The sequence below is a fragment of the Pontixanthobacter luteolus genome (assembly GCF_947494915.1).
GTDB lineage: Bacteria > Pseudomonadota > Alphaproteobacteria > Sphingomonadales > Sphingomonadaceae > Pontixanthobacter > Pontixanthobacter luteolus.
Genome location: NZ_CANLWR010000002.1, coordinates 155,912 through 168,416, shown reverse-complemented (window position 1 = coordinate 168,416; position 12,505 = coordinate 155,912). Strand labels below are relative to the sequence as shown.

The 12,505-nt window shown below is 57.1% G+C and carries 10 protein-coding genes; 4 read left to right on the top strand and 6 right to left on the bottom strand.

Translation table 11 applies throughout. The annotated features are described in order from the left end of the window. Positions 1–6 precede the first annotated feature (6 nt). Positions 7–1,209, top strand: a complete 1,203-nt coding sequence (locus PO778_RS09670) for a PIN domain-containing protein (protein ID WP_271439481.1) — start codon at positions 7–9, stop codon at positions 1,207–1,209. A 245-nt stretch (positions 1,210–1,454) separates the two neighbouring features. After that, the gene (locus PO778_RS13670) at positions 1,455–1,796 is read left to right on the top strand and encodes a DUF6538 domain-containing protein (protein WP_369123450.1); all 342 of its coding nucleotides are present in this window, start codon (positions 1,455–1,457) and stop codon (positions 1,794–1,796) included. Here PO778_RS13670 and PO778_RS09665 read toward each other — a convergent pair. Continuing rightward, positions 1,708–2,715, bottom strand: coding sequence for an erythromycin esterase family protein (locus tag PO778_RS09665; RefSeq protein WP_271439480.1), 1,008 nt, complete (start codon positions 2,713–2,715; stop codon positions 1,708–1,710). The two genes, PO778_RS13670 and PO778_RS09665, sit on opposite strands and share 89 nt — an antisense overlap. A 260-nt stretch (positions 2,716–2,975) precedes the next feature. On the opposite strand from PO778_RS09665, the gene PO778_RS09660 reads away from it, so the two are divergent. Then, positions 2,976–3,344 carry a response regulator gene (locus tag PO778_RS09660; protein WP_160731494.1) on the top strand — a complete coding sequence of 123 codons (369 nt, stop codon included), beginning with the start codon at positions 2,976–2,978 and terminating at the stop codon, positions 3,342–3,344. Here the strand turns inward: PO778_RS09660 and PO778_RS09655 are convergent. Both PO778_RS09655 and PO778_RS09650 read right to left on the bottom strand, forming a co-directional pair. Beyond that, positions 3,341–6,745, bottom strand: coding sequence for a CheR family methyltransferase (locus PO778_RS09655; protein WP_271440020.1), 3,405 nt, complete (start codon positions 6,743–6,745; stop codon positions 3,341–3,343). The genes PO778_RS09660 and PO778_RS09655 overlap by 4 nt on opposite strands. Positions 6,746–6,776: 31 nt before the next feature. Beyond that, positions 6,777–7,322: a PAS domain-containing protein gene (locus tag PO778_RS09650; RefSeq protein ID WP_271439479.1), complete on the bottom strand. Its 546-nt coding sequence runs from the start codon at positions 7,320–7,322 to the stop codon at positions 6,777–6,779. Positions 7,323–7,647: 325 nt separating this feature from the next. Here PO778_RS09650 and PO778_RS09645 point away from each other — a divergent pair, with 325 nt between their 5' ends. Then, complete coding sequence (locus PO778_RS09645) at positions 7,648–8,052, top strand: hypothetical protein (protein ID WP_160731497.1); 405 nt, start codon at positions 7,648–7,650, stop codon at positions 8,050–8,052. 97 nt (positions 8,053–8,149) lie between these two features. Here PO778_RS09645 and PO778_RS09640 read toward each other — a convergent pair whose 3' ends face one another. Genes PO778_RS09640 through PO778_RS09630 form a run of 3 tightly spaced genes read right to left on the bottom strand, consistent with a single transcriptional unit; the run spans position 8,150 to position 12,483 of the window. Continuing rightward, positions 8,150–9,199, bottom strand: a complete 1,050-nt coding sequence (locus tag PO778_RS09640; protein WP_271439478.1) for a hypothetical protein — start codon at positions 9,197–9,199, stop codon at positions 8,150–8,152. Position 9,200: 1 nt separating this feature from the next. Continuing rightward, positions 9,201–11,753: a fimbria/pilus outer membrane usher protein gene (locus PO778_RS09635; RefSeq protein ID WP_271439477.1), complete on the bottom strand. Its 2,553-nt coding sequence runs from the start codon at positions 11,751–11,753 to the stop codon at positions 9,201–9,203. After that, entirely contained in the window at positions 11,731–12,483 is a 753-nt protein-coding gene (locus tag PO778_RS09630; RefSeq protein ID WP_271439476.1) for a fimbria/pilus periplasmic chaperone, read from the bottom strand. Before PO778_RS09630 ends, PO778_RS09635 begins: the two co-directional genes overlap by 23 nt. Positions 12,484–12,505: the final 22 nt, after the last annotated feature.

The following is a 12,505-nucleotide window of genomic DNA, read 5'->3' as shown; positions in this document are numbered from 1 at the left end:
TTGAGGATGCCATATGATGCAATCACTATCGATACAAATGTCGCAGTTCATTCCGGGCTTGACCTCGAAAGCGGGATGATGGCTCAACTTTTTCAGTTCAAAGAGGCCCCAATTGACTTTGTGATCGCTGATGTCGTGGTTTGGGAAATGCGGCGGCATTTGCTCAATGCTACTCGGAAGGCTCGAGATACTGCGATTAGCGCCATAAAAAAGGCGATCACTACCAAGCTTGTCGAGGGCGCTGCAGTCGGGCCGCTATCCGAGGCAGCGGAAAATCTTGTCGACCCGGGCGAAGCTGTAAAGGCTCGCCTCACAAACTTCTTGATGTCAACGGGAGCTAGCTTCGCAAGCTCGGAGGACGTCGCTGCAGCTAAAGTGATGAAGCTCTATTTCAATGCGAAACCGCCATTCGATGAAGCCGGTGCGAAAAAGGCTGAGTTCCCTGACGCAGTGGCATTGCTCGCACTAGAAGCATGGGCGAAGTCGAACGGAAAGAAGATACTCGCCGTTTCTGCTGATAAGGGCTGGCAAACATTTGCTGAAAATAGTGATTGTATCGATGTGGAATCTGATTTGGGCAACGCGCTTGCTACGCTTCAGACTCACACTGAGAATGCGTCTCAAACTGTAACGAGCTTTATCCATGCGCTGGAGAACGCAACCTGTCCTAATTTGACCCAAGAGCTTGAGGAGGAGCTATCTGCCTCAGTCGCTAACCTAGGCGTGATCGCGGAGGGCGAAAGCTATTTGAGCTTTGAAATGGACGGTTATGAAGTGACCTTGCTCGACTTTGCGCCAGTAGGGGAACTCGGCGAAAATGGCAGTAAGATTGTTAGGCTTGGCAACGATGAAATCGTTGCTCAGGTTAGGCTAACGTTGTCACTGCAGGTGGAGGCGGTGTTCACCCTTTCAGTCAAGGACGGCATTGACAAAGATTACATTTCAATGGGCTCGGCTGCAAACGAGGTCGAGGTCGACATAGAGGCTGATGCCTTGATCACTCTTTCGGGCGCTCTAGATGGCCCTCTTAAGGACCTCACAGTTTTGAAGGCCGAGCTCGTCGAAAAAACAATTGCCGTAGACTTCGGAAGCATCGACATCGATTACGGAGATGAGGAAGAATACGAAAGCTGGCTCGAAGAACAGGAGCAAGAGGTATTGGAAGCAGAGGCACTCGCAGCTGAGGAAGCCAATCATGGCGATGGCTGAAGCAACAGGCTGATCGCTTACCGAGGGACCCGTTTTGAGGCAAATGCTGAATGTGAGTCCTCCTTTAGGACTCGAATTGGGCCGCTATTGCGTAAACTGTTACAATCGTCCTATACGGCGGGTACAGTCGCTGTTTGTAAACCCTTGGATTTCTGCGGTTTTCTGAGTTGCCGAGCCAGTCCTCTTCTGGCACCAGTTTTCTCAACAGTCTGAAACCCTTGAGAAATCGTCGCGCAGACGGTCTCATGAGCGCGTTTGCTACGTTGAACTGCTACGATCAATTGCTACGAAATTTGCCCAAAGGCGTGTTCATACGTGGCCGCCGATACTACTATCGGCAATTGGTTCCGCTCGACGCGCAGAGATTGATTGGTCGCAAAGAGGTTTGGCGGTCACTTCGCACCGATAGTAAGAGGATCGCCCCCCGAAGGTTGGCGGCGACCATTAGTGCTATTGAAGCGAAGATTGAGATCACCGGACGCGACGCTGGTCAGGCATTCAACGCCGACATTCTGAACAATCTCGGCAGACCGTCTTGCGGCGAGAAGGAAATAGGGTCCTCGACTGTTTCCCGTAATCCGTTCTGACAAGCTCGCCGATATTGAACTCACCGCGCCAGCCCATGGCAGTGGCAGCAGCGTTTCCGACATGGGAATTGTGCGCCCATACCACCGCGCGGGCATCGCGGTGATGCGCCATCAACGCCTGCAGGGTTTCGAACATGTGCCTGTCGCGGAGATTCCAGCTTTCTTTCGCGCCGCGGTAGATCGAACGGTAATATTGCTCCGCTGCGCGCACGATCCTGGCATTGCGTTCCGCGTCGAAGAACGCCTCACCATCGTCGGCGATCCAGTCCATCCTGCGGGCAAGCAGATCGCGCAATTGCTGCACCACCGCGTCTTCGCACCGGGCAAATCTGCTGGTTGCAGTTGTGCGGCCGTATAGCTGCGGATCATCTTGCCACGGGGTCAGGCACCCATACCTCTCACGTGCTTTTTCGGCTTCGGCGGGTGCATGCCGGTCGAGATAGCGGGTCACCGCATGGATGGATCCGCCCAAGCTGTATATGTCGAGCCCGCGCAGCGATACGCGGCGATCTGCGGGCAGGTCTGCGTTGAATCCGCGCAGCCAATCGATGAACGACAACATTTCCTGATTGCGCCACATCCATGTCGGGAACCGGGCAAAGGGCTGGCCAAGCCGCGGCCGCGGATCGGCGTGGCGGATATAATCATCCAGCCTCGCGAAGTCGGGCCAATCCCCTTCGACGGCGATGATTGTGGAGCCATGTCTTTCCACGAGCATTTTCGAGATCGCGGCCCGGGCGGCATAGAATTCGTGTGTGCCGTGCGTTGCCTCGCCCATCAGAACCACGCGGGCATCGCTGAATTGTTCGAACGCGTCAGCGAAATCGGGCGCATCGGGCGAGGGCAACGCCCCGGCATGGGGCCGCATTAGAGCGGCAATATCGGATTTTGCGGCAAGGGACGGGCTATGGACCGTCATCGTTTCGGACCTTTTCCTCATATCAAAAAAAGCACGCTTTGTGCTTGCATACGAAGAATGAACGCAGGTCCAAACGCGGCCTATACGTAAGTTTCCGGCCCGGTGTGACCAGTAAGCCCAATGGTGCAGGCCGGGATTGGGCGCCGCAGAATGCCAGGCCCGGCGCCTGAAAAGAGCAACCGCATGCTTGCCAAACACAGGAATTCGACGGGCGTTATGCGCTGCGAGGAACCTGCAGGACACCGCAGCGTTTACTGCCCATGACTGCCGCTGATAAAACCCTCGCGCTTGTCGTAGATGACGAAGCGCTGATTGCTTACGACCTGAGCACCACGGTGGAGTCGCTTGGTTACGATGTAATGGGCCCGGCACTTTCGCTGGACGAGGCAATGTCGCTGGTTGATGAGCAGACACCGGACGTCGCGCTGCTCGATATCAATATCGCCGGTGATCTTGTGTGGCCATTGGCCCGGCGTCTGATAACGACCGACTGCCAGATCGTGTTTATCAGTGCGAAGAACTGCCACGCCGAGCTTGCCGGCGAATTCTCCGGCGCGCAATTTATCGACAAGCCGGCATCGCAGACCGAAATCTGCGAGGCGCTCAGCACTGTCAAAATCGCGGGCTAGGCCGCTTCCGGCAAAAGATCGAAGGTCAGCGTTCGGATATAGCCGTTATCGCTGCGATGGCCTTCTATCGTGCCTTTCAGCTGTCTGACGGTAGCTTCGATCAAGCGCGTTCCGAACCCGCTTGAGATGTCGGTTTCGGAACGAAAACCGCTTTCTTCCCATTTGAGAAGAACTCTCTGGCCTTCGACCTTCCAGTCGACATGCAGCTTCCCGTCCGGGATCGACAGCGCTCCGTATTTGGACGCATTGGTGGCCCATTCGTGGAATATCAGCGCAAGAGGGGTCAGTTGGGAGGTCTTCACCTCGATTGCGCCGCCTGACGTCTTGAAGTCCTGAGAACTCAAGGTCGGCGAAACCACCGTTTCGATCAGTACCTCCAGCGAAATCTGCTCGGCTTTGCTCGACCGGTTGGTCAGGGCGTGTGACTGCCCCAGTGCATAGATGCGCTTGCGCAGATCATTCGCGAATTCTCCCACCTCGTCAGCTTCTGCCGAAGTGATTGAAATCATCGCCGAAATGACCGCGAACAGGTTTTTCACCCGGTGGTTCATTTCGCTGATCATCATTTCGCGCTGTTCAAGGATCTCGCGTTCCGAAGTGATGTCGTAGGTCACACCGATGAACTTCTTCATATCGGTCAGGCTTAGACGCCGGCCCAACCCGTGCAGCCAGCGGTATGAACCGTCGGCGAGCGGCACGCGAAAGACCTCATCGAAATCCTCATCGCCGTCCATTGCCTTGCGCAGCGAAGAGTTGATGCGATCCCGGTCGGCTGACGGAAGCTTGGCCAGAATGGGTTCCATCGTGGCGCCTTCGTCATCTTCGTTCAGACCGAGCAGGCTGCGTTCCGTGGCGTCGAGTACTGTCCTGTCGGTCGAAGGCTCGTATTCCCAGATACCGATCCCGGCGACTTCGAGAGCCAGCCTTAACCGTTCGCGTTCCTGCTGCAGATCGCTTTCCAGGGCGAGAGCCTTGGTTACATCGGTGAAGACAAGAGTTGCGCCTTCGATCGAGCCGTCGAGATTCTGGTATGGAACCACCCGGCCGATGAATTGGCGGCCATCTGCCGAAACCTGTGACCGATACTCGCTCACACGACCCTGCTCGGCAGCCTTGCTGGCGAGGCTCACATATTGCTGATCATCCAGCTGGGTTTCGATCGACGACAGCGGACGGTCGATGTCGGCACTGGAAATCGCGAAGATGCTGCCCGCTGCTTCTGTAAAGCTGCGGATCTTGAGGTCTGCATCGACCACCATCACGACCATATCGGTAGAATCGAAGAAGTTTTTCAGGTCGGCATGGGCCACCGTAACCTGGTCGACCTTGTTCTTCAGCTCGTCATTGACGGTTGTGAGCTCTTCGTTTGTCGATTGAAGCTCCTCGTTCATCGACATCATTTCTTCGTTGCTGCTCTTGAGCTCCTCATTGGTTGTCTCAAGCTCTTCAACCGTCGACCGAAGCCTGTGCCGGGTCGATTGCAATTCTTCCTCCAGGAAGCGCAGTTGCCCGTCTTCAACCTCGAAATCCTCGCCAAAATCCTCGCCGAATGGTTCAACACTGCCAGTGTCGCGAAGGACTAGCAGGTAGGAAACCTCGTTCACAGGTTCGCAGACTACTGTCGTCGGCAGGCGGCCGAACTCAGTCGCGATTTCGACATCCCGCTTGATGACCCGCCGATTGGTGCCTCGCACCTCGCGCAGCATTGGGCCAACCAGTTCGCGCAGTCCGGGCCGCGCCAGCGAAGGTACGTGGATGTTGCGTTCAAGGCGGTCAGGAAAGTTCAGAAATTTGCCTGCACTGCCCCAGCGCTCCAGCAGGATGCCTTCTTCGTCTAGCAGTAGCGACACAGGCGCATATTTGTCTGCGATGCGTTTGAGCGCGGCGATTTCGGTCGGATTGCTCCGCGGAACGCTTTGCGAGGTTTCCGATTGAACCCGTTTGTTGAACGTGGCGGGCCGTGATCTGCTGGCCTGCATCGTATAACGGCTCTTCACGTCTTTCCTTTTGAACAGCCGGGCAGACTGATCGACTATTTCATACAGATCGTCGAAGCGTCCGATCGCCTCGGACGAGCCGAGAAACAGGTAGCCATCGTTGCGCAGAGAGAAGTGGAACAGCGGCAGGACCTGCTGCTGAAGGGCATCATCGAAATAGATCAGCAGGTTGCGGCAGGACACCAGATCAATGTTGGAAAATGGCGGGTCGCGTACGAGGTTGTGGAGACTGAAGCGGACCATGTCCCTGATCTTGGGGGCGATGGTGAAGGAATCGCTGGAACAGATGGTGTAGGCGGAACGGTATTCCTGGGGAATGTCGTCCAGCGCCGACAGCGGATAGGTACCCGACCTTGCAATGCTGAGCATCTTTTCATCAATGTCGGTCGCGAAGATCTGGATATAGGGAAATACATCGAGCCGTTTGGATGCCGCGGCAAACATCATCGCAATGGTGTAAGCTTCCTCGCCACTGGAACAGCCGGCGATCCAGATCCTCAGCTCACTGGCATTTCTGGAGTTTTCGACCATCGGCTCGATCACATCGCGCCTCAGGGTTTCGAACTCCTGCGTGTCGCGGAAAAACTTGGTCACATTGATCAGCAGGTCGCGGAACAGCGCGCCGCATTCCTCGTGATCGGCCCGAACCCGCTTGACGTATTCGCGCGCATCCTCGGTCCCGAGTACCTGCATCCGGCGGGCGATGCGCCGCACCAGTGTCGCGCGTTTGTAGCCGGAGAAATCATGACCGACCTCTTCGCGCAGGATTTCGCAAAGCTCGTCGATATTGTCGATCACTTCGGATGCTTCGTCTTCCAGACCGCGGCCATCGGGATTGCGGTCGAAGAACTTGCGCAGGGAATCGATGATTTCAGATGGTTGGCATTCGATGTCGACCAAGCCGGTGCCGATCGCAGAGACGGGCATACCATCATACCGTGCGGTGTCGGGCTGCTGTGCAATACACAGGCCGCCATGTTCCTTGATGGCGCGCAGCCCGCGGCTGCCATCGGCGCCGGTCCCTGACAGGATTACGCAGGCGGCCAGTCGCTGGCGGTCTTCGGCCAGGCTTTCGAAGAAATCATCGATTGGCCGGCGCATTCCGCGGGGGTCGGTAAATTCGGTCAGCTGAAGCACGTTGTCATGCACCGCCAGCCCGTGGCCCGGAGGGATGACATAAACATGGTCCATTTCCAGCGGTTCGCCGCCTTCGGCCTGCTTGACCGTCATCAAGGTATAACGCTCGATCAATTGGGCCATCAGCGATTCGTGCGTAGGATCGAGGTGCTGGACCACGACAAATGCCATGCCGGTCGGGTCAGTGAAGCCCTGAAACATTTCGCGCAACGCCTCGAGGCCGCCCGCCGATGCGCCTACCCCCACGACAGGCACCGGTTCTTCCATTTCGCTCACTTCTGCTTCCCTTGCCGCAGAATCAATCGTCCAGCTTGGCCTGCGCGATCAACGCATGACTGGAAGCGAGGGTATCATAATTGCCGAGCATAACCAGTCCCATCTCTCCGCCAATCTGGCCTAACTTGCGCAAATCGCTGCTCAAAGCTTCCCGGTAATACCGGTCCGCGTCGGGTTCAAAGCGTCCGGCGTCGAATTGTGAGCCAAGAAAATAACGAACTGCACCGTTCTCCCGCAGCTTGGTAATGTAGACAAGGTTCAGGAAAGCGGTGCCGTCCTTTCGTTCATTTGCCAAGGCGAAACGGCCGTCATTCTTGCCTGGATCGGTCAGAAGATCCCGCAGGCGTTTGCGCACCGGGCCGCCGCCGCCCGCTGGTTGCAGGAACCGGCAGTTGAGCCCGAGCACTTCATCCGGCTCATAACCGCACAAATCGTAGAAAGGCTGATTGGCGGCAATGATCGGTAAATCATCGACCGCCGCGTCAGCAATTGTCAGCGCGATTTTCGAACTCTCCAGAAGGTCGAGGATTCCGGAGGGCAGGTCATGGGCTGGGAGGCTATCAGTCATGCAGATGGCCTACACGCGGCGGTCAGCTTGGGAAAGACGGGTAGAGCACAGGACATGCGTAATGGGTGTCTTGAAGCGGAGAATGCGGATGACCGACGTGCAGGCAATACCGGCGAAAAATTGCAGTTAACCGGATTTCACGGCTTATTTTAATCACGATAATCGCAAAAATGTGCGCTGCTTCACCGGCTAAATTGCACTGAAATTCCTCGGTTTTCAGGTCTAGCAGCGAACATGTGCACCAAGCCTTAACCTTAACCGGTAGGCTGATTTCAATCATGCCTGTCTAGCTAGAGTGGATGTTCCGCCAAAGTGAGAATGTCTGATGTATAGCAAACTCGTATCCCTTGGGGCGGCCGCCTGCGTTCTGGCTTCGCCTGCCGCCGCTGCCACCTATGGTGTCAAACTTCAGGGCTTCGTGCCCGTAACGTGCAATGTCTCGACCCAGAATGCGGTCGTGAACGTGAACGCCGACATGGTCGAGATTGGCCAGGTTCGCGAATTCTGCAACAATGCCGCAGGTTATACCGTCCACCTCGACTACAATCAGTCGATGACCGGCGCAAAGCTGTTGGTCAGCGGACGCGAGATCGACCTTACCGACGCCGGAACGGTTGCATTTGCGACTGAAGCCAACGCAGCGATCAAGACGCGCGACCTGTCGCTCGATCTGGCAGGCGTAGAAAATCTCGATAATCTGCAGATTTCTTTCCGGATCAGCCCCCGCTAAGTTTCGCGGGAAATCAATCGCGCAATCCTTCGCGCAATCAAAAAGCGGCGGGAGCCTGAGTGCTGCCCGCCGCTTTTTGCTGTCTGCCCGAATTTGCCTAAAGGGCGGGGCAGTTCAATCCGCCCGGCGTGCCGCCTGCAAGCGGGGCCAGCGTGATGCTGATTATATCCTGATAATCCGGGCTCGGCGCCTTTGTGCTCCCGCCCTCAGCCAGTTCAGCCGATAGCGGTAACTGCCTGACTGCCAAGCCCGCACGCTGGCATACCACCGTGGTGAAAGCCGGGCTGGCGGTATCGACGGTTTGACCAGCGAAAGTTGCCGAATAATTCAGCCTTTGCGACGGATCGCCCAGATTGCCGCCGGGGAAGGTCATCCGGTATCCGTTCTGCGACACCATATCGACGGTATAGGGGCCGGAACTGCGCACGTTGACCCAGCCTGACTTGGTGTAGTTCAGCTGGTCGGCGGCGATATCGGTATCGGTTTTGTCGCCAATCTCGCCGAAATCAAGCACGTGGCCGGAATAGCTGGCCTGCAAACCGCTCAGCACCTTGATCGGGAAGCTGACAGCGTTGGGGATTGTGCCGGCGTCTTCGAATGGCGGTCCGCCGCCGGTTCCCTTGCAGCCAAAATTGACATCGAAATCAAGTGTTTGCGAAGCTTCGATGTCCAGATTTGCCGGCAGCGTAACGTCGAAATCGACGGTCACGAAGTCAGATGCCGTATTGTTGCCGGTAAACTCGACAATCGTATATCCGGGCGGCGTATTGGTCGACAGATCGATCAGAGGACCCGGTGAACCGAAATTGTAGAAGATGTTCTGGTTGGTGCCGTAAATATTGACTGAACCAGCAGCTGAAACCGGCACGATGGTGGAATTGTCCGTCTCTGATCCCTGTCCGGTCAGGTAAAAGCCGACATGCGACGTTTTCGCGCCGCCGCCGGGATTGATCCGCTGCATGGTCAGCGTGATGCGCGTCGTCGGCAGTCCGACCGGGCTGAACGGATCATAGATTGCAGCCTGTGCGGTGGCACTGCCGGTGATGCCGCAAGTGACCGACTGAGCCGCTGCGGGTGTGGGCGCTGCGAGCCAAGCCAGAGCGGGCAAGGCGGACAGCGCGAATTTTCGAGTGATTGATCCGAACATCTTACTGCCTTCCACTTGTACGAATGGGCCCGAGCCTGACGATGTTGACTTCCGGGTTGTCAGGGATCGTGATCTCTGCCGAGCTGCGATCATCGTCCAGCATTTCCAGACGCCATTTGCCCGGTGCCAGGCCGGGAATGCCAAAGCGGCCTTCGCGGTTCGTGAATATCTCATAACTCATCGGATTGTCTTTATCGACTTCCGTGATCTTGCCTATTGCAAGCGAAACAGGCTCGCCCTCAGGGTTTAGAAGCGTGCCGATTGCAGTCATCGAATATTCCGACCCGACGATCATCTTGTAGCCGCTGCGATATTGCGGAAGGACACGGAAGGTCCCGGTGCCGAGGTCTGTCCCTGCCGAGGATTCGGGTGCTTCAACTGCCACTGTCCGCTCCGAATAGGAATTGAGACTGGGGTGCACGCCAGCACCGAATGTGGCGGTGTCGGCGACATAACCTGCAACGCTCGGGTCGATCAGGATCTTTTCGCCCTTCAGTTTCTCGTGCGGTTTTACGATCGCGAAACTGTCGTAGATCGGCCTGCCAATGGCCAGGCTGTCTCCGGCAAATGCGATCGAGGATGCCATGCGCAGCGTCGAGCGCTGTGACCGCGACTGGCCGAAATCACCGGCAAAGTCGCCAAAGTGCGAAAGACCGAATTCGCCGACATTCGAATAGTAATTGCCATTGAAGTTGAAGCCGCTGCCGAAATCGCTGCGTTCGATATCGGCGCTGAGATTGAACGATCCGACACCCTGGCCTGTCAGCGTCTGGAACGAGGCACGCGCACGGTTGTCGCGGCTATCGAACTGGACGCGGGCGCTGGAGAACCCGCCCAGTCGGATGTTGAGCGAAACCATGCCGCTGACCTCGTCGCGGAACAGGTTCTTTTCGTATCGTGCCTCTGCGGTGAAGCTGATGCGGTCGTTTACGCGGTATCCGCTGGACAGGCGGTAGCTGTGCTGGTCGGCAAAGCCGTTGCGTCCTTTGGAAAACCGCCCGTCCACGCCGACATAGGCGCGTTCGTTGATCGCGTGCGAATAGCCACCGCCCAATTCAACCTCGTACGGATTTACCGGCAGGAAGAACGAGATCGGGGCGAATTTCTTGCTCCGCGTTTCGACAAACACATTGAGCGAATCCGCATAACCCTGTGGGCGCTGGAACAGGCGCTGGAAGGAAACCGTCCCGGCCCAGCCTTCGCCTACATTGTCGACATGCGACGCGGCGAGGTTGCTGGAGAAGGTGCCGATGGCTGTGCCGAACACCGCCTCGACCCCGCCCATGGCGGAATTTTCATCCAGTTGCAGGTTGCCGCCAAGCGTCAGCTGGTCGGAAATGCCGTGACGAACGAAACCGGTAAAGACCAGATCGTTCGAATAATCGGGGCCGGTCGGGCCAAGCGGCGCCTGAACACCGGCGTAAACACCAAATTCGGTCAAGCCTTTGGCAAGCTGCGTCTGGTCGAGGAAGATATTGAAGCGCAGCGTTTCCTGCCGCCCGCTATCATCGATGATATTGATGCGAATGTCATTCGCGCCCTGAGTGTAGGGGAAATCATTGAGGTTGTAATTGCCCGGGTTCAGCCGCACCCGGCGGGCGAGCGATCCGTTCACATACACTTCAACGGTTGCAGCCCGTTCGAGCAGGAACGAACGGTTGCCGCGCGGCCGGATGATCTGCTGCGGGCGTAGTTCGCTGTAAGAACGCGCGAGTGAAAGGCCCGCAATATTGGGCGTCACCTGGAATGCGCGTGCCACCGGCTGCAAATCACCCGCTGTCAGGCGGAACAGATTGTCCAGATCATCATAGACGATCCGCGTGCCTTGCCGCTGGAAGTCTGCCGCACCGTTCGCGCCGGGCTGCCAGAACGCTTCGCCTTCGATAACGACGTCACCGATGCGGCTAGCCCCGTCGAGGAAGAACGTCGGTTCCTGAAAGCCGGTCGAAGGGCCGTCGCTGACATAATCGAGTGCGCCGCGAATGTTGAGGTAGGCGCTGAAATTTTCGGGCTGGAGGAAATCGCCCACGCGTCCTCGGTCCAGCGCGCTGACCTGCAGGTTGCGGCTGGCGCGAAGTTCGCTGGGGATCAGGAATTGCAACGTCAGGCTGCGCGGGTCGAAGCGCAGGCCGATGCCGGAACGCTCGAATTCATCAAGCGAGATTTCCCGCCGCGCGAGCAGGGCACCGGAAATGGCCTGCAGCCTGTCGGCATCAACCGATTCCGCCAGCAGGTCCAGAATGCGCCGGGTGCTGATTCGCAGCCGGTCATCCGGCATCACAGTGACCGGCACTTCGCCCAGCAGGACGGGGCCATCATTGGCAGAAATTGTCAGCCGGATCGGGCGGTCTGTCGGGTTCAGTTCCAGCCCATCGCCCATCGACGTCTGCGGCGCGGGCAGGACAATTTCGGTTGGCTGCGAACCGCCAGCGAAATCTTCGACCTGCTCGCTCGCCTGCACCGGTGTGAAGGTGAGGCAGGTCGCAGCAGCGATGGCCAGCAGCGATGCGGCCGTACGGCGGCGGCTTGGCTTATTCAGGCGTGAATTTCGCATCAAGACTCCCCTCGCTCGACGGTAATTCCACCGGTATCTGAATGGTTCGATTGGTATTCGCACCGACCAGACCGAAACCGACGATTTGCAGCATTTCCGGACCGGAAATCGAACGCTTGTAGATTTCCTTGCCGTTGGCGTCTTTCTGCGAGATGCGCAGCCGTCCATTGGAAAGGTAACCATGTGCGTTTGATGTATTGGCCAGGGTTATTGCGGGTACCGGTTTGCCATCCTGATTGGTCGCAATTTCGCTGCCGACAATTTCAAGTGCGGGTTTTGCCTGCGCTGGGGCGACGCTGACAAGGACCTGGAAATTGTACAGGATCTGGATCGCGGATTGCCCTTCGGCAAGCTGCACCGGAAGCTGGGCGACCGTCACGTAATAGTGCTTGCTCTGCGCCAGTTCGGGATCGCCGATATACTGAATCCGGAAGCTCTGCGTTTCACCCGGCTCGATCATAGCCTGAGGCGGGAAAACCAGGATGTCGCCCGGATCCGTCTTGGTGTTGACCAGCTGACCATCTTCGAAAACCAGTTCTTCGACCCGCAATTCAACCGGCAATCTGGTGGCGAATGTGTTTTCAACCGTGACCACGCGGGACATCCCGCTGCCAAAGGAGGTCAGGTTCACCACCACGGGTTGTACCGTCATGGAAGATGCCTGAAGCACAGGGAACACAGCCATTACGAAGGCTGCGGCAACTGCCAGTGCTTTCTTGAAAATTCCCATTCGTTGTTCCCGTCCCGTTAAA